Genomic DNA, 18056 nt, shown 5'->3' with positions numbered 1-18056 from the left:
TTTTTTTAATATAACAGCTGGAGAATTGCATGCGCCCGTCTGGTCGAGCTGCGGAACAAGTCCGCCCAATCAAAATAATCCGCCATTATACTAAGCATGCAGAAGGTTCTGTATTAGTTGAGTTTGGTGAAACTAAAGTACTGTGTAACGCAACTGTTGAGGAAAGTGTACCACGCTTTTTAAAAGGCCAAAATCAAGGTTGGGTTACCGCAGAGTATGGTATGTTGCCACGGGCAACCAACTCAAGAACTCAGCGTGAAGCGGCAAAAGGTAAACAAACAGGTCGTACAATGGAAATTCAACGACTCATTGCTCGTTCATTAAGAGCGATGATTGATCTTAAATTACTTGGCGAATACACCATTACCCTAGACTGCGATGTCATACAAGCCGATGGTGGAACACGAACAGCATCAATTACTGGTGCATGTGTTGCCCTTAACGATGCAATCAATAAAATGATTGCGGAGGGTAAATTAAAACAGAATCCTATTAAATCGTTGGTTGCAGCTGTATCTGTTGGTATTGTCGATGGTCAAGCAGTATGTGATTTAGAATACATTGAAGATTCTAATGCTGATACAGATATGAATGTCATTATGACGGATGATGGACGCATCATCGAAGTACAAGGTACTGCTGAAGGTGAACCATTTAGTCATGATGAATTATTAGAATTGCTAGAACTAGCAAAAAATGGCATTGCCACAATTATTGATGCACAAAGACAAGCCTTAAAAGATTAATTGGAGAGGATCGATGAAATCATATAAAAGTGAGTTTATTGAATTTGCTTTAGATAGGCAAGCACTAAAGTTTGGTGAATTCACCTTAAAATCAGGACGAAAAAGCCCTTACTTTTTTAACGCAGGATTATTTAATACAGGTAAAGATTTGGCTTTATTAGGTCGCTTTTATGCTGCTGCGTTGATGGATGCAAATTTAAACTATGATGTCATCTTCGGTCCTGCCTATAAAGGGATTCCGATTGTTTCATCAACTGTGGTGGCCTTATCTGAACACCATAATGTTGATGTTCCTTATTGTTTTAATCGCAAAGAAGCTAAAGACCACGGTGAGGGTGGTAATCTGGTTGGTAGCACTATTTATCAACAACGCGTTATGTTAGTTGATGATGTAATTACTGCCGGTACTGCAATTCGTGAATCAATGCGAATTTTAGAAGATAATCAATCTAAACTTGCTGGTGTATTAATTTGCCTTGACCGTCAAGAAAAAGGTCGTGGTGAGTTATCTGCCATCCAAGAAATAAAGCAAACTTATCATTGCGATGTTATTTCAATCATCACATTAGATGATTTGATTCACTATCTTTACCAAGATCCCTCACGTCAAAATCAAGTTAAACAGGTTGAGGACTATCGAAATCATTATGGAATATAAAAGGCGTCTTACGGCGCTTTTTTTACATCATTTTACAATTTGATGTGTTTTTCTTACTTATCTTAAATTGAACTATTTATAATTTTTCGCCCGTAACGAGTTTCTTAAATCACTTAAAACCACCAATTCGAAATTAATTAAATAATGGGATATAAAATGAAAAAAACATTAATGCTTATTATCTTACTCAATATTGGTATAACTTTTAACTGCTATTCAGCAAATCTTAGGAATATCAATAATAATGAATCTCAAGTTGAACAATTGATCTATGGTAAAAATTTAATTCCCGTTGGAGAAATTGAAGCAAGCATCACTGAATCAATAAAATTAAAACCCAATACTGTTGAGTTCTCGGTGACTTTAAATACTAATGGCTCAACGCCGAGCGAAGCATCAAAACTCAATGCTAAATATATGAAAGAACTAAAAGAATATTTAGTTACACTTAATATCAAAGATAATAATTTAGAAACCATTGATTACAAAAACTATGAACAAAATGATTATAAACAAGTCAATGAGGAAAATGCACAATATAGTGCCAAACTCAATCTTGTTATAAACATTGAAGATAACGAGAAATTTTTAGAGTTAAATAAATTACTTGATAAATATAATATTAATGACGTTCGGAAATTTAAAGATTCCGAAATGGATAAAAAATTTACTTTTACTATTTTAGAATCTGCTAATAGTGCAAGCATGGCAAAAAATAAGGTATATCAGAAATATACAACCATAACTAATGAATTAAAAAAACGGCAACTCGATAATTTCACTATTACTGCGTCAGACATAGAACGAATTTCACCTGAAAAAATAAATGAAAAGCATTATTACGTATCTAATACAGTATTAATCAAAATTAACAACCTTGATGTCATTAATAAAATCATTGCTAAAGTACAAGAACTAAAAATGAAAGTTAACGATGATATTTTTTATAGTGTTTCACCTGATTTTATTGAGCAATCAATGAATGATCATGAAAAAACGTTATTAAATCAGTTAAGTAATAAAGTTGAACGCTTGCTCACTAAACAATATTTGGTGGGTGATCCAAAGTATCTCGAAATGAAAAAAGCTGATTACCAACAGCAATCACCAAAAAGACAAGCAAGACTTTATGGAACATTGGGCATGGCCATGGCATCTGTACCTGATGAGGACGCAGCCAATAAAATAAATATCTACGCCCCCTCCGATTTTGAAATACAACTCACTTTAACTGGCAAATTTGAAATACTAAAAAAGATTGAACAATAACTCATTAAAAAAATGATTTGGTAATAGAGAACGTCCCTCCTTAGTTAACAAATATACTTAACCATATGATTAATTAAGGAGAACTCAGATCAGCAAATTTATTAATCATCAAGTTTTAAAAGTTACCTAATGACTAATTTGCTCCCCCAATTCGACTTTGTAATTTAACAAGGTATCATTTAGAGTTACTTTGTACGTAAAACTTAGCATTGTCGTAATGATATATGATGGTTGAAAAGTCAAATGGTTCACCAGCACTGGTATAAAAAATTTCTTCAACACATAGGGCGGGATCCCCTGCGTTTAATCCTAAATAAACTGCGGTCTGCTTGTCTAATTTAATCGCTTTGAAATATTTGTCAGAAAAACCGATATTGATTTTGAAGATATCTTTTATGTAACTGAATATGGAGTGTTCGGCAATCTCTTTATTTAAATAACCAATCATTTTTTTTCGATAGTATGATTGTTCAAGCGCATAAACTTTGTCATCAAACTTACGTAAACGTTTTATAAAATAAACTTCTTCACCATCATCACATTGGAGGTTTTGTTTCACTTTAGAACTTGGTTGAACAATATCTACATTAAATACTTGCGAGGAATTCGGTGAATCATTTAAATCAACACTAAAACCATGACTTTCCAAAAAATTAAGATAACCACGTTTCTGCGGTTGCCTAACAAAAATACCGCTGCCTTGAATTTGATATATAACGCCATGCCTTTCTAAGCAGTTTAGTGCTTTGATAATGGTCGTACGACTAACTTGATATTGATTAATTAAACCTTCGATATTAGGCAGTTGGGTATCTTTAGGCAAATTTTGTTGATAAATTGCTTGCTGAATTTTCTTCGCCACATCTCGGTATTTTAGCATTCGTGTTCTTTATTGTTATTGTAATATATGCATCTTATTGTATACCTTCAAATAAGTTAATAAATGAAAATCGTTTTAAAACGCGATCTAGATCACAAACAATAAAATTGGTCATTAACAATTTTTTATTTAGGGATAAGATAGTTTCTCCTACTTGATGAAAGGAGTTTTATGAATGTCATCTAAAATTAGAGATTATAATAAATTGGCAGTTGATATTTTAAATGAGCTAGGCGGGGAAGATAATATCGTCTCTGTTGCTCGTTGTACTACCCGTTTGCGTATTGTTACGCAAAAAACACCCGACCATGCCAAGCAAGCCATTGCAAAATTACCAGGAGTAATTACTGTCGTTGAAAAAGGCGGTCAAATACAGATTGTTATCGGTACGAATGTTGAAAAAGTTTATAATGCTTTTATACAACTTATTAATACCGATAATAAAATTGCCAAAAATTCACAAAGTGGCATTCTAAATCGAGTCATTGCAACTATGTCAGCCGTTTTTGCGCCATTTGTTTATGTATTAGCAGCATCGGGGATTTTACAAGGGATCTTGATTTTAATTAAGTTAGCCTATCCTGAATTTGGAGCTACAGGTACTTACCAAGTTTTTAACTTTATTTCTTGGGCACCGTTTGCTTTTTTACCTATTTTTATTGCTATTACTGCCTCACAACATTTTCGATGCAACATTTATATTGCAGTGGCTTGTTGTGCAGCATTACTTTCACCAACGTGGGCAGAACTTGCTGCGATGATAAAAACAGGACAAGAAATTAATCTATTTGGATTAGCATTATCTGAAACTACCTATGCATCAACAGTATTACCACCTCTTTTTCTAGTTTGGTTGCTATCATATTTGGAGCATTTTTTAGAGCCTCGTTTACATAGCATCATAAAACCATTATTAATGCCATTGATCTGCTTAGTAATTATGGTACCACTTACTTTAGTTGCTATTGGACCAATTACTGCTGGTGCTGCACATTACATTGCTAATGGATATAATTGGATTGTTGACCTTGCACCATCAGTAGCAGGTGGTTTGATTGGTGCTGTTTGGCAGGTATTTGTTATATTTGGCGTACATTGGGGTATTACACCAGTTATTATTGAGAATATCAATCAATATGGGCAAGATTCTTTCCAAGCTTATCAAACCATCGCGGTTATTGGTCAAGTTGGCGCTGCGTTAGGTTTCTATATAAAAACTCGAAGCAAAGAAATGAAAGGCGTATCATTATCAGCTTTTGTGACAGGGATATTTGGTATTACTGAACCCGCTATCTATGGCGTGAACTTACGTTTTAAAAGACCATTTGTTTATGGCTGTATTTGTGGTGCACTTGGAGGCATTGCGGCAGGATTATTTACACCTTATTACTATACGTATGCTGCCTTGCCAGGGCCTTTGACTATTGTCAATGCCATTAATTCAGACCATTCAGGTTCTTTCATTGGTGTTTTAATTGGTTCGGTAATCGCATTATTTGGACCAGTTATTCTTATTCAAATTTTTGGCACAAATGAAACTCAACTAGGTAATGCAACAAGAGAAAATAAAACATCCAAAATTGAGAACGAAACACCTAAAATTATAATTGGTGAAATAAATGTGAGCAGCCCTATGATTGGTAAAGCATTACCACTCAGTGAAGTACCTGACCCTGTTTTTTCGCAAAAACTTATGGGCGAAGGTATTGCTATTGAACCAACCGATAATCATGTTTATGCACCTTATGATGGTGAAGTAACGGCTGTGTTTGAAGCATCAAAACATGCTATTGGTTTGGTTTTAGATAATGGTGTTGAATTATTAATTCACGTAGGTATTGACACGGTCAATTTAACCAATAATGAGTTTGAATACCATGTGAAATTGAATCAAAAAGTGAAAAAAGGTGATCGATTGATCAGCTTTGATCCTCAAGCAATTAAACAAGCCGGTTACCCATTAATTACTCCAATTATTATTGTTAATACTGATCAATACCAAGTAATCACATTAACTGAAAAAGCGGAAGTAAATCTAGATGATAACCTTTTTGAAATAAAGCAATAATAAGGAACCAAAAAATGACTAAAAATCCATTTTTATGGGGCGGAGCATTAGCCGCTCATCAATTCGAAGGTGGTTGGAATGAAGGTGGCAAAGGACCAAGCGTGGTTGATGTCATGACTGCGGGAGCACATAACGTTCCAAGACAAATCACACAAGAAATTGAAGCAGATAAATTTTATCCAAATCATACTGCCATCGATTTTTATCATCATTATAAAGAAGATATTAAACTGTTTTCTGAATTAGGTTTGAAATGCTTGCGTACTTCTATTGCTTGGACTCGTATCTTTCCAAAGGGTGATGAATTAGAGCCAAACGAAGAAGGTTTACGTTTTTATGATAATGTATTTGATGAGTTAATTGCTAATGGTATTGAACCTGTTATAACTTTATCTCATTTTGAAATGCCTTTACATATTGCTCGTCAATACGGTGGCTTTAGAAATCGTAAAACAGTTGAATTTTTTGAACGTTTTGCAACAGCTTGTTTTGAACGTTATAAAAACAAAGTGAAATATTGGATGACGTTTAACGAAATTAACAACCAAATGGATACCAGTAATCCGATATTTTTCTGGACTAATTCAGGTGTGAAGGTTCAACCCGATGAAAATCCGCAAGAAGTACTTTATCAAGTTGCTCATTATGAATTGTTAGCAAGCGCCAAAGCAGTTATCGCCGGTAAAAAAATTAATCCTAATTTTGAAATTGGCTGTATGATTTCTCATGTACCAATTTATCCATATTCTTGTAATCCACAAGATATGATGGCATCTGAAATTGCGATGCACCAACGCTTCTTCTTCCCTGATGTGCATGTTCGTGGTTATTATCCATCTTATGCCTTAAAAGAGTTTGAACGAGAAGGTTATAAACTTGATATCACCGATGAAGATTTAACGATTTTAAAACAAGGTACCGTTGATTACATCGGCTTTAGTTATTACATGTCAACTGTGGTTAAAGCTGATGCTAAAAATGATCATCGTGACAATATTGTCAATGGCGCTTTACCTAACGCGGTTGAAAATCCTTACATTAAAAGCAGCGATTGGGGTTGGCCAATTGATCCTGAAGGTCTACGTTATACTCTTAATCGTTTATACGATCGCTATCAATTACCACTATTTATTGTTGAAAATGGTTTTGGTGCTATCGACGAATTAGAAAACAGCAATAAAATTCATGATAAACCACGCATCGAATATCTTGGCGCCCACATTAAAGCAATGCTAAAAGCCATAGATTATGATGGAGTTGATGTCATGGGTTATACCGCATGGGGTATTATTGATGTCGTATCATTTACAACTGGCGAAATGAAAAAACGTTATGGTGTGATTTATGTAGACCGTGATAATGAAGGAAACGGTACTATGAAACGCTATAAAAAAGATTCATTTGATTGGTATAAACAAGTCATTAGCAGTAATGGCGCTAATTTAAAATAATACTAATAAGCAAGTTGTAATTTTTGGGGATGTTGTGTTCTTACATACATCCTCTTTTTTTATCTGTCAAAATCATTAAAAATTAAAGAGCAATTGCTTATCAAGCTGCGGATCAATTAAAGTAACATGGAAACCAATTAAACGTACTCCACGATCATTTCGACGTTCATGCCAAACTTTATAGGCTTGTTCGATTAAATCTTGTTTATCAAGTTTAGACCAAACATGTTCTTGCGTAGTAAGTTGAAAATCATCAAATTTAAACTTGACACCTTGGCGAGCTATCGACAAATCAGAACGAACTTTACTTAGCCGATTTTTGATTTCTTCAAATAACGGTTCAAACAGTAATAAACATTCATCCCAAGTATGAATGTCGTTAACTAACGTACGCTCAACCCCAACGGATTTACGTTGCCTATCATTACAGACCTCCCGCTCATCGATACCTTGACATCTTTCATATAACACTCGCCCAAATTTACCAAATTGATTAAGCAATTTACTCACATCATAATTAATCACATCATTACAGGTGACTAACCCTAATTCCGTTAATTTTTTTTCAGTCACTTTACCCACGCCAGGAATTTTTTTAAGGGGTAATTGAGCAATAAAGTTAGCAACATTATCTGGCGTAATTACATATTGTCCATTAGGTTTGTTCATATCTGAAGCGATTTTAGCTAAAAATTTTAGTGGGGCAACACCAGCCGAAGCAGTCAATTCTAGCTCTTTGTATATCGTCTGGCGGATATCTTGAGCAATTAAAGTAGCTGAGCCATGACAAAGTTTACAATCGGTCACATCTAAATACGCTTCATCTAATGACAAAGTTTCAATCGATTTAGTATAACGTTGAAATATTTGATGGATTTGCTTGGAGATTTCTTTATAAACAGCATGTCGACTTGGGATAACTTTAAGATTAGGACATAATTTCAGTGCTTGTGACATAGACATTGCACTATGTATCCCATATTGACGAGCTAAATAATTTGCAGTAGCAACAACGCCGCGTTTACGTGGATCCCCCCCTACAGCTATCGGCAAATTACGATAACGGGGATTATCTCTCATTTCAACTGCGGCATAAAAACAATCCATATCAACATGAATAATTTTTCGCATAGATTACTGTTTCACTGCATTTAAAATATAACTGTATAAATATACAATAGCATACCTTAAATGCTGGTGTAAACACTCTATAGACTTACTTTGTCAATTTATCAAAATCAATTAATCCATTTTTATCATAAGGATCACCAATCCAGCGTTTTCCCTCATAATAATTAGGATTTACTAAACTTTTTTCTGGTAGATATAAATTATAGCTCAGTCCAGCTAAATCAGACCATGTATGGATCAAATTCTGAGTACTAAATTTACGATTCACATAAGCATGATAGTTGTTAGGATGAGAAGCGATCCAACTAGGTGATTGCCATAACATAAATGGTATCGTATACATGGTACGTGTTGGTGCCTTTTCGTTACGGCCTAAAATATCATGTGGCGGAGTTTGGTAAACATCTTCACCATGATCAGAGAAATACAACATAAAGCCATTATCATGACTATTTTTGAATAGATTAAATAAAGTAGTTGTCACAAAATCATTATAACTTATAGCATTATCATAAGAATTGTATACATCCACATTCTCATCATGAATCTTAAATGGAATACTCGCTTTATCTTTAAATCGATCATATACCCCATCTTTTGGATAGCGGAATTCATATTTCATATGTGTGCCAAGAAGATGAATAATAATAAATTTCTTTTCTTCAGGTTCAGCAAGCACTTTCTTAAATGGTTCAAAGACCGACTCATCATATTGTCTTGAACTTTGATTTCGATCGTTATTCATATAAAACTGTTCATCTGTTTGTTTAGAAAACATCGTCAACATCGTATTGCGTTTAGTGATAGTTTGTTGATTGGTTATCCAATAGGTTTTATACCCTGCTTGTTTCATTAAGTCAATTAATGAGGGTTGGCTTAGGTAAAGGTCAGGATGTTGTTCATCCGCAAAAGTTAAGGCTTGTTGTAAAACCTCTATGGTATATGGCCTTGAAGACACAACATCATTAAACACTAAAAATTCTGGATTATCTTTTTTAAATTGCTCAATTTGTGGCGTCGTGTTACGGGGATATCCATAAATATTCATGCGATTGCGTGTGGTTGATTCACCGATGACTAAAACCAGTGTTCTTGGCGTATTTCCATTAGCATCATGTAAATCCTTAACAGGAGGTAAAGTACTCAAATGATGCATTATATCTTCCATATTCGAAAGTTGAGATCGATAAGCAATATAACTATTAATTAGTTGCCAAGGTACAGTGGTTTCCATTCGAGTTAACAAATGTGTTGCCGCTTTTTGCAAAGATGTTTTTTTTATTGTGACACTAATAACGAGTGGCATAATGGCATAAATAACAATTAATAATGACACAATCCATTTGGTTGGATTTTTGACATAAACAGGTCTTACTATGCTCCAAAGATAGATTCCAATTAAACAATATATAATCACGATAGCGATAAGTTTGAAACTAAAATACTGCTGAATAAATTCATTCGACTCAGTTAGATTTGATTCGGCCATGACAAAAAACACACTTTGAGAAAATTCCTGACGATAAATTATAAAATAACTTATTGAAATCAATGATAAAAATCCTACAATCAAACCATAGACAGTGGCAATTTTTCGAGTCTGATTTGGAAATAGTAATACTGGAATCAACCAAATTAAACTATAGATGATTGAATCACGTAAGCCAATAACATTAGCATGCCCAGAAGCAAAAATATAAAGTTGTAAACTACTGGAAAAATAGGTAAAAAATAAAACAACAACGATAAGTGCTGACCAATTAAACTTTTGGTTTTCTTGTATATTTGTCATGAAAATTTATTCGACATCAATAGTTATAGATGCGCATAAAATACACATACTAGATTAAAAAAACCTTAAGTAATACCAGGCTGATATTTAGAAAAAATTAATAGATCATCTCGTTAAGTAAATCTTTGAAAAAACCGTCTATTTTTTATTTAATGACAAACCTAATAATTTAGCAATTTCCGCATTTTCGAATTTGTTAAGTTGCCAAGGAGAATTATTAAAAATGATCTTCCCACTATCAACGACTATACAGCGTGAAAAGTTGTTCAAAGAATCATCCAGATAATGGGATACCATGAGTAACGTTAATGCCAATTCTTCACAAATATGATTAACCAACTCTAGCATTTCAAACCGCAATGCTTGGTCTAATGCCGAGAATGGTTCATCCAACAATAAAATAGGACGATGTTGAATTAAACAGCGTGCCAAAGCAACCCGTTGGCGCTGTCCTCCTGAAAGTTGATTGGGGTAGCGCGCATTAAAACCGGCTAAACCAACTTTAGCCAGCATATCAGCGACATTTTGCTTCTCAAAATTTGTTATCTTTAATGACGGTTTGATACCTAAAGCAATATTTTGCTCGACGGTTAAATGATCAAATAAGTTATTATTTTGAAACATCATTGAAACTGGGCGCTTACCGGGTAAAGTATGAGTCATGTTTTGATGGTTAAGGATGATTTTCCCTGAACTTGGAAAAATAAATCCTGCAATCAAACTTAAAAAGGTACTTTTACCTGCACCACTGGGACCAACAATGACCACTTTTTCTTGGGCATCAATTTGCACATTAAAATGCATCTTAAAATCATCATATTGATAATTAATTTGATTAAGTTCGATCATAATCCATCACAAATAATAAACTAAAAGATAAGATTAACAAAAATGCAGCCGTCACTGCGCTTTCTTGATAATGATAATGCGCTATTTGTTGATATAAATAAAAAGGCAATGTGGAGACTGCCTGTCCGCCAAATAATGCAATAATCCCAAAATCACCCATCGACAATAATGCCGAAAAAGCCACAGTCAAAGTAATGAGTTTTTTTAATGATTTATATTCGATTAAATAAAAATGATTAATGCCTACAATGTTTAATGTCTGACTTAATTGCCAATAACGTGATGTGACATCATACATGGGTGTCTCAAGATTTTTTAAGACAAAGGGTAATGCCATTAAACCATTACAAAGCATCATTAATCCACAAACGAACACTGCATTATCTGCCCATTGAAATGACACAATAAACAATCCAGATGCAAGCACCATGCTTGGAATGGCTAAAATTAATGACCCAACTAACATTAAACGATTGCTCCATTGTTGCTGTTTATTAATCAGTAGGCGGCTATTGGTCCAAAGCAATAATAAGGCAAGTAATACAGCAATCATGGCTGAACCAAAGGCAATTATTAACGAATACATAACCGATTGTTGAAAATCTGAACTTAACAGCGACCATTGGAAATAACTTATACCTTCAATTAATAACATAATCATTGGCAACAAAATATACATTCCGCCAAAAACAACAATAACAGCACTAACGATGCCCATCGTCACAGTAATTGGCAAACAATAATGAGGACGGATATACTGCACACTCAAATCGCGATAATGATTTATTTTTCTCATAAGCCAAACAAAACTAATACAGCAAATAAGTTGAATCAACGCCAATATGATGGCTTGTATCAAATCAAAGTCCCGAATCGATTGATAGATCGCCACTTCAATCGTAGTATATTTAGGTCCTCCTCCTAATGCCAATACAATGGCAAAACTGGTAAAACAAAGCAAAAAAACCAGTCCGGACATAGGTAAAAGCTGCCGGCGCAATAATGGCCATTCGACTAATTTAAAATAAGTAAAATGAGAAAAATTCAGCTGTGCAGCCAGTTGCTTTTGCTCAACAGGAACACTACTTAATGTTTGATAAAATAGACCACTTGCATAAGGAAAATTCAAAAAAACATGTGCTAATAAAATGCCCGATAATCCATAAATTGAAGTTGAAAAAGATAATCCTAAATAAGCAAAGCAAGAAGCGAATAAACCATGTTGACCATAAACGGATAATAGACCTGTTACTACAACTAATGTTGGTAGAATAAAGGCAACGGGCATAATCCGTATTAAAAAGCTTTTTCCCCAAAAATTAATCATTGTTAACGATTTAGCCATAACAACGGCCGCAAATATCGACAATGATGTCGATAATATAGCTTGTATGAAAGTAATCCAAATAATATGCAACAAATAGTTATCAAAATAGACTGTTAGATTATCGTATTTCATAGCTGTATAGCAAAGTGCAAATAGAGCTGTACCTAAAACCAATATTATTAAGCTGGCAGCGCTAATACCTGGCAGTAACGTTCTAAAATTCAACATTGCACTATATAAACAGATTAATCGTTTACTTTTCATTACTGACTAATGGCTGATTGCCATTCACGTACCCAAGCTTTTTGATTATCAGCCACTTTCTGTGCATCAAATTCAAGAGCTTTATTGATTTTATTAATCTGGTCAAATGCAGGTGGTAAAGAAGTGCTTATAATAGGATACATAACATTTTTTTCAGCAAATTGCTGTTGCACCTCAGGCGTTAATAAATATTGTAAAAAGCGACGTGCTAATTGCGGTTGCTGACTGTATTTAGTCATGCCCGCTATTTCAACTTGACGATAATGCCCCTCATCAAAAACAGCAGAATTATAACGAAAATCTTGATCGTTAATGATATGTGCAACAGGAGAAGTACTGTAACTAAGCACAAAATCAGCTTCACCTTTTAAAAACATACCGTATGCCTCACTCCAACCTTTGGTAACCGTTACGGTATTTTTAGCAATCTTTTGCCAGGCAAATACCGCATCATTACCGTAAATGCTTTTCACCCAAAAAAGTAAACCTAATCCAGGCGTACTGGTTCTTGGATCTTGATAAATAATCTTCCAATTCGCTTTATTTTCAACTAATTCATGCAATGAGTGAGGAGGACTTTTTATTTTTTCTTTATTATAAATAAAAGCAAAATAACCGAAATCATACGGAATAAAATCCTCATCCCACCAATCAGTATTAAGATTATTAGGTTTAGTTATTTGGTGGGGAGTAACTATATCAGCCTGTTTGGCTTGCCCTAAAAGATTGTTGTCTAACCCTAAAATAACATCGGCGCTCGTTTTATTACCCTCTAGGCGAAGGCGATTTAAAATTGACACACCATCCCCCAGTGTAACAATATTAAGTTGGCAATCACATTGAGCTTCAAAACCCTGTTTAATAACTTCGCCAGGTCCCCACTTAGAAATGAAAGAGTTGTAACTATAAATGGTCAAAGTAGGTTTATCATAAAGATTAGCATTGGCTGAAGTTGCCACGAAAAACACAGAAAATAAAAATGACTGTAAAAATTTATTACAAAACATTTTGCCTCCAAAAAAGCGAATAAAAGACAAAAGGTTTGAGCAGAAACAATAACTCAAATCCCTCCGCTGGCATGACCCAGTTCAGGTTCGACGAGTTGCATTAGCAAATAATACTCTCAGTCCTTAGGACACCCCGTTGAGAACGATGTTAGTTTAGTAGTTAGTTGAATGATTGTAAATAAAGAAAGTCGTTTGTTTTTTTGTAATCATTTTTAAGTAAGAAAATCCATTGATTTCGAATAAATTTAAATTATATCAATAATTATCAACCTAAGATCCTCATCTAAGTATAAAAAATGGATATGCTAAATGAAAAATAGCGATATTTATAAAAAATATTTAGGAGTCTATACCGTCTCGTTTTTCTGTTTTTATATTATTATTGTATATTTATCATTTATTCTTCTATTCATTTGAAAATTTTTTCTGGAAAGGATCCTATGGTAATTGATGAATATGCCTTGCATTCATTAATTACCAGAAGTAACTTTTTGGTATTAGATGCAAAAGATCCATTTTTGAAAGCCTTACCATTTGAAATGGGCAATCAGATTGCATATCATTATTAAACCAAACAATATCGTTTTATCCGATATCTTTCAATAAATTATGGAGCTCTCTTCAAAAAACACACCTAATCAGATTCAAAAGTGCTATCGCGCTTTCGAATACAGCTGTTGATTTGACGCCAAATGAACATCAATTGCTCTTCAGTATGTGCCTGTGTTTCATTAAAAGGAATTTTGTAATACATTCTGATACCCTATAGGGGGGATTTAAAAGTTGGATCTGTCATATGAATTCCTAACATAAATACATACCCTCTGCCATCGGTACCCTTCTAAAAGATTGAAATATCGGATGTACTCGTATCCTCCATACGTTCAAAAATGACACCTTGGTGCTCTATCAGGATCTTTTAAGGGATAAAGGATATAATTGCTTTCAAATAACTTCCATCAATCAAATGATCAGGCTTAGTTTCTCTCAACTCTTACTCACGCAGGGTTATCATTTGTTTAAAAGAGAGCAAATATTGTCGTTGAGTAGCAATGTTGTTATTATCACTCTGATAATAACAACATCCTCCGTGACTTGCTTCAAATTGAACTGGTAAATTAATTAGATAAGTGCCTAAGCAACGGATTGAGGAATTTTCTAAGCTTTGCGTCACTTGTTGTTTTTTTGATAAATCAGCCATACGCACTCGAGATAAGAGTTCGTATCTCCTTTAACTCAGAAAGATCAAGACGATTTTTAGCACCAATATGATCTGTTGCAGTTTTTTTCATTGATGTTGTTAACCTTCAACAACCCAACAGCTGACATGCTATTTTCTAAACGCCAAACTTTTTCTGAATTTATATCTCTGCTATCTTTATGTTTAACTTTTAAATTACTGCCCATCATTCCCGGAATAAAATATTTGGCACAATAATTCTTTCTTTTTTATTTAACATAGTATGTAGCTTATTGTCTGTGGTTGGAACAGTATTATATTAGAACGACTGCTGTTGTTTTCTATTCCACATATTTTCCTACTTATCCAAGATTAATTTTCTAGGACTAAAGACTCATATATCGATTAACCATTGATTTTTTTTTGATCCGTGACTCTTAAAAAATTTTTTTATCGGCAATGAATGCATTGTTGCTAAATAGAGAGGTTCGCATACATAAATTGGTTTGGATCATTTGCGGTTCAATCCACCATTCGTCTAACACTTCTATGACTTTTGATGATCCATTTATATCACATAAGCAAACCCTATTTGCAATTAATACAGGATTTCGTCTAAGGTTGAGGATGAAAATCATCTATTTCATCTCTCCATTCATTATAATCCCAAGTTACTATTTTGGTTTTCAGCTCTTCCAAGTAGTCTAGTGCCGCTTGTTTTTCGGTTGGGCTAAGTTGCTGTTCTAATCGATGTTGAATTTGCTTATTATATTCCCAAACAGGCGGTAGTTGATAAGCATACCATGCTAAATTATTGCCTATCTTGATGATTTTTTGTTTTGCATAATCACTTAACAGCGACCAGGCATAGGCTTTCATCGGATCTTGATCCCGTCCTAAACCATATAAATACGCTTCAGTCACGCGTAATATTCCTATAATTGAGCTATGTTCCGCCATTAGCTGCGCATAATCTATGGCCTGTTTTAAATCGTCTAATTTTAATATTTTTCGGTATTCGATTAATTTATTCAGTTTCTCGTATTCTTTATCCTTGTAATGGTCTCCTTGTTGAAATAATATTCGGGCTGTTAAATCTTCGTAACAGTGATAGCCACCTTCAATTGCAAAATTTAAATACTCAATACTTTTTTCTAATTGCTCATCTGGACAAGAGCGCGCCATTCCTTGTTCATCATACCAACAAAAACCCATTCCCAAGCCCTTTTCATACGCAAAATAGGGATATTTTAAATCGGCAAACTTATCCCACAAATAACTTCTCATTTTAGTACTTTTAAACACCTCTGGTTCTACTAACGGTTTACCTGCACTATCCACTAACTGATCCCGATACTTATCCATAAATTCTGTAAATGAGATCATCCCTTCTTCTTTGTAATCTTCATTAAAATGTTTCTGCCAAGTAAGGAGAGAATAATAATACGGCATGGCATTTTTATCCCATTGCCAGGCATGTTTTAAAAATTTGACTAAGTTGTCCGGACTAACTACCGCATGAAATACTTGATCGTCAAAGGCTGATTCATACAGCTTTTTAGCTTCGTCAATACGTAATAAATGATTTTCAGGAATGGTTGAAGGGTAAATGGTAAAGTCCATAGGTAGATTTTCCAGTTGATTAAGCTTGTGGTTTCGTTTTTTTGAATGATCAGTATTTAAATAAATCAGACTAATCACAACACAAAAACCAATTACACATATGATTAACTTTTTTAGTAAAGATTGAATTGTTCTTGTAGGATAATTCATTAAAGATATTCCAAATCATTCTGATTAAAGACATCCACTTTGACAATGCGACCTTCTAATTTGCCTTTGTTAAAAACCCGGCAAGGTAAAATTTGATTTTTGGGTGCAAGTTTTTTTATTTCTTCATATATGGGATAAATGGGATTTAGTACACCTCTTTTAATCATTTCTTCCTTATAAACATTCATATTTATCAATGTTTTTTTGTATGTTTCTCCAGTGGATAAAGCATATCCCCATAGGGCACAAGAAGTAAATGGCATGATCATTTTATTGATCTCTCTTTTTGGTCGATATTTATAAGAAGCATTATCTAATGTGGAATTGGATGCTGTAATCTGTCCATAACCCATGATACTAACTGCAAGATTACTAAACTCGTCAACATTGCCCGCAAAATTTGCATAAGTCACTTGTCCTAAACAACGAGTTTCTTGTAATTCTGATATGGTTTTCGCTAAACAAATTTGATTCTTTATTTTTGTTATATCTAGCGTATCTTCATACGCACTACCCCGACAAGAGTGTAAAACAAAAATGCCCTCATTTGGGTGCCAAGGTAAACGCTTTATGTTATCTTCTTTGTCAAAACAAATTTTTTTATTATTTCTAAAAATTAAAGATTCATGGCTACCATGACCGAAATAATGAACTTGCCACAATGCGTATTTTGCTGCCGTTTTAGCGTTGGTAAGTTCATTATACAACTTTGTCCATTCTGCTTTAAATTGTGGTGGATGTTCAAAACCTTTAATAATTCTTACTTCTGCATTTGGATATTTTTTCAATATTCTCGATCGTTTATGTTCTGCTGCTCTTTTAAAGTCTGATGCTCCCGTACCACCATAAGCAAATAACACAAATAAAGGAATTTGCACATTTTTTAGTTTGATGTTATGAAAGACTATGTTTCCACGTTCAATTTTTTTTGTTTGGGCCGTAAATACAGGGCGATTTTTTTGATTTCCATTGTTATTGGGCATAATTAACTTACCTGCTTATCATTTCTATGGTTATTGTTTCGTTTTCATTGACAGTATGAAAGGCTTTTGTATGTCCATTTTCATCCGTTTTACCCTGCACTTTTTTTCCATCAGGTAGTGTGGCAATATAAGGCTCGTTGGCATAGATTTTTCCGGTTTCATCATTGCAAATAAATTTCACCGCATAATCACCTATCATATCAGGCAACGTTAACGAGTCACTATTTATCGTTGCCGGTCCCATTTTTTGCAGAGCATTGCTTTTTATATACACATTATCCGCTGTGCCCAGCTCAATGCCCTCACGGCTGATTTTGATAAAAGAGCCACCACACATTAACGTCAGCTCTTCGCTTGCTGTGAGGGTGAGTTCACCGTCCACACTGTCGATTTTGATATCTTGTTGAGCCGCCATATTCAAGTTGGCATTTTGGGCTTGTATGTCAATATCCCCTTGGTTGGCAAAGACCTTCATCCCCGATTTGTGGGCAAATAAGCCTATGGCTTCACCGGATGTGACTGTGATGTTTTTCAGGGCATGGATGTCGGTTTGGTGTTCACTGGTTAAGGAAATACTGTTACTCGAGGACAGTTGGATATTTTCCGGACTGGTTAACGCAATGCCTGCCTGTGCATAAGCTAAGATGCCACTTTCAGTGAGCGTCGTTAACGCTGCTT

At 34.3% G+C, this 18056-nt stretch carries 16 protein-coding genes and 1 riboswitch; of the genes, 6 read left to right on the top strand and 10 right to left on the bottom strand.

Going from position 1 to position 18056, the window contains the following annotated elements; genetic code table 11:
* The first annotated feature begins 29 nt into the window (after positions 1-29).
* The 3 genes from rph to J3U13_RS05555 all read left to right on the top strand — a co-directional run bounded on the left by rph (position 30) and on the right by J3U13_RS05555 (position 2673).
* Positions 30-746: a ribonuclease PH gene (gene rph / locus J3U13_RS05565; protein WP_267340691.1), complete on the top strand. Its 717-nt coding sequence runs from the start codon at positions 30-32 to the stop codon at positions 744-746.
* A gap of 13 nt (positions 747-759) precedes the next feature.
* The gene (gene pyrE / locus J3U13_RS05560; RefSeq protein ID WP_267340690.1) at positions 760-1404 is read left to right on the top strand and encodes an orotate phosphoribosyltransferase; all 645 of its coding nucleotides are present in this window, start codon (positions 760-762) and stop codon (positions 1402-1404) included.
* 156 nt (positions 1405-1560) lie between these two features.
* Positions 1561-2673, top strand: a complete 1113-nt coding sequence (locus J3U13_RS05555; protein WP_267340688.1) for an SIMPL domain-containing protein — start codon at positions 1561-1563, stop codon at positions 2671-2673.
* 175 nt (positions 2674-2848) lie between these two features.
* On the opposite strand, the gene J3U13_RS05550 is transcribed toward J3U13_RS05555, so the two are convergent.
* A complete protein-coding gene (locus tag J3U13_RS05550; protein WP_267340687.1) occupies positions 2849-3553 on the bottom strand; it encodes a GntR family transcriptional regulator in 705 nt (234 codons plus the stop codon).
* A 175-nt stretch (positions 3554-3728) separates the two neighbouring features.
* Here J3U13_RS05550 and J3U13_RS05545 point away from each other — a divergent pair, with 175 nt between their 5' ends.
* Together J3U13_RS05545 and J3U13_RS05540 are read left to right on the top strand one after the other, a co-directional pair.
* Positions 3729-5621, top strand: a complete 1893-nt coding sequence (locus tag J3U13_RS05545) for a glucose PTS transporter subunit IIA (RefSeq protein WP_267340686.1) — start codon at positions 3729-3731, stop codon at positions 5619-5621.
* Between the two features lie 14 nt (positions 5622-5635).
* Entirely contained in the window at positions 5636-7072 is a 1437-nt protein-coding gene (locus J3U13_RS05540; RefSeq protein WP_267340685.1) for a 6-phospho-beta-glucosidase, read from the top strand.
* A 75-nt stretch (positions 7073-7147) separates the two neighbouring features.
* Here the strand turns inward: J3U13_RS05540 and dinB are convergent, their stop codons facing one another.
* The 5 genes from dinB to thiB form a co-directional block, all read right to left on the bottom strand.
* Positions 7148-8203: a DNA polymerase IV gene (gene dinB, locus J3U13_RS05535; RefSeq protein ID WP_267340684.1), complete on the bottom strand. Its 1056-nt coding sequence runs from the start codon at positions 8201-8203 to the stop codon at positions 7148-7150.
* A gap of 85 nt (positions 8204-8288) precedes the next feature.
* Positions 8289-10001: a phosphoethanolamine transferase CptA gene (gene cptA / locus J3U13_RS05530; RefSeq protein WP_416380581.1), complete on the bottom strand. Its 1713-nt coding sequence runs from the start codon at positions 9999-10001 to the stop codon at positions 8289-8291.
* 132 nt (positions 10002-10133) lie between these two features.
* The gene (gene thiQ, locus J3U13_RS05525) at positions 10134-10844 is read right to left on the bottom strand and encodes a thiamine ABC transporter ATP-binding protein ThiQ (RefSeq protein WP_267340682.1); all 711 of its coding nucleotides are present in this window, start codon (positions 10842-10844) and stop codon (positions 10134-10136) included.
* On the bottom strand, positions 10831-12435 hold the full coding sequence (gene thiP, locus J3U13_RS05520) for a thiamine/thiamine pyrophosphate ABC transporter permease (RefSeq protein WP_267340680.1): 1605 nt from the start codon (positions 12433-12435) through the stop codon (positions 10831-10833). The genes thiQ and thiP overlap by 14 nt, the downstream gene beginning before the upstream one ends.
* A complete protein-coding gene (thiB, locus tag J3U13_RS05515; protein WP_267340679.1) occupies positions 12435-13442 on the bottom strand; it encodes a thiamine ABC transporter substrate binding subunit in 1008 nt (335 codons plus the stop codon). Before thiB ends, thiP begins: the two co-directional genes overlap by 1 nt.
* Positions 13443-13482: 40 nt before the next feature.
* Positions 13483-13588, bottom strand: a riboswitch (TPP riboswitch).
* Positions 13589-13882: 294 nt separating this feature from the next.
* Here thiB and J3U13_RS05510 point away from each other — a divergent pair.
* Positions 13883-14011 carry a hypothetical protein gene (locus J3U13_RS05510; RefSeq protein ID WP_267340678.1) on the top strand — a complete coding sequence of 43 codons (129 nt, stop codon included), beginning with the start codon at positions 13883-13885 and terminating at the stop codon, positions 14009-14011.
* Between the two features lie 425 nt (positions 14012-14436).
* Here the strand turns inward: J3U13_RS05510 and J3U13_RS05505 are convergent, their stop codons facing one another.
* From J3U13_RS05505 to J3U13_RS05490, 4 genes are all read right to left on the bottom strand, one after another.
* Entirely contained in the window at positions 14437-14643 is a 207-nt protein-coding gene (locus J3U13_RS05505; protein ID WP_267340677.1) for a hypothetical protein, read from the bottom strand.
* A gap of 594 nt (positions 14644-15237) precedes the next feature.
* Positions 15238-16395, bottom strand: a complete 1158-nt coding sequence (locus tag J3U13_RS05500) for a hypothetical protein (RefSeq protein WP_267340676.1) — start codon at positions 16393-16395, stop codon at positions 15238-15240.
* Positions 16395-17378, bottom strand: coding sequence for a hypothetical protein (locus tag J3U13_RS05495; protein ID WP_267340675.1), 984 nt, complete (start codon positions 17376-17378; stop codon positions 16395-16397). Before J3U13_RS05495 ends, J3U13_RS05500 begins: the two co-directional genes overlap by 1 nt.
* A 7-nt stretch (positions 17379-17385) precedes the next feature.
* Positions 17386-18056 (bottom strand): DUF2345 domain-containing protein (locus tag J3U13_RS05490; RefSeq protein WP_267340674.1); only part of this gene is annotated, 671 nt, incomplete at its 5' end.

The organism is Gilliamella sp. B2887, assembly GCF_026537015.1.
In the GTDB taxonomy this organism is placed as follows: Bacteria; Pseudomonadota; Gammaproteobacteria; order Enterobacterales; family Orbaceae; genus Gilliamella.
The sequence above is the reverse complement of the archived record's forward strand: the minus strand, read 5'-3'. Positions and strand labels throughout refer to the sequence as shown.

Bases quoted from the DNA above. Each gene is read 5' to 3' on its own strand.
- thiQ (WP_267340682.1), bottom strand. From the start codon at position 10,844: ATGATCGAACTTAATCAAATTAATTATCAATATGATGATTTTAAGATG.
- rph (WP_267340691.1), top strand. From the start codon at position 30: ATGCGCCCGTCTGGTCGAGCTGCGGAACAAGTCCGCCCAATCAAAATA.
- J3U13_RS05500 (WP_267340676.1), bottom strand. From the start codon at position 16,395: ATGAATTATCCTACAAGAACAATTCAATCTTTACTAAAAAAGTTAATC.
- thiB (WP_267340679.1), bottom strand. From the start codon at position 13,442: ATGTTTTGTAATAAATTTTTACAGTCATTTTTATTTTCTGTGTTTTTC.
- J3U13_RS05550 (WP_267340687.1), bottom strand. From the start codon at position 3,553: ATGCTAAAATACCGAGATGTGGCGAAGAAAATTCAGCAAGCAATTTAT.
- J3U13_RS05555 (WP_267340688.1), top strand. From the start codon at position 1,561: ATGAAAAAAACATTAATGCTTATTATCTTACTCAATATTGGTATAACT.
- J3U13_RS05545 (WP_267340686.1), top strand. From the start codon at position 3,729: ATGTCATCTAAAATTAGAGATTATAATAAATTGGCAGTTGATATTTTA.
- J3U13_RS05495 (WP_267340675.1), bottom strand. From the start codon at position 17,378: ATGCCCAATAACAATGGAAATCAAAAAAATCGCCCTGTATTTACGGCC.
- J3U13_RS05505 (WP_267340677.1), bottom strand. From the start codon at position 14,643: ATGGCTGATTTATCAAAAAAACAACAAGTGACGCAAAGCTTAGAAAAT.
- J3U13_RS05540 (WP_267340685.1), top strand. From the start codon at position 5,636: ATGACTAAAAATCCATTTTTATGGGGCGGAGCATTAGCCGCTCATCAA.
- dinB (WP_267340684.1), bottom strand. From the start codon at position 8,203: ATGCGAAAAATTATTCATGTTGATATGGATTGTTTTTATGCCGCAGTT.
- J3U13_RS05510 (WP_267340678.1), top strand. From the start codon at position 13,883: ATGGTAATTGATGAATATGCCTTGCATTCATTAATTACCAGAAGTAAC.
- thiP (WP_267340680.1), bottom strand. From the start codon at position 12,435: ATGAAAAGTAAACGATTAATCTGTTTATATAGTGCAATGTTGAATTTT.
- pyrE (WP_267340690.1), top strand. From the start codon at position 760: ATGAAATCATATAAAAGTGAGTTTATTGAATTTGCTTTAGATAGGCAA.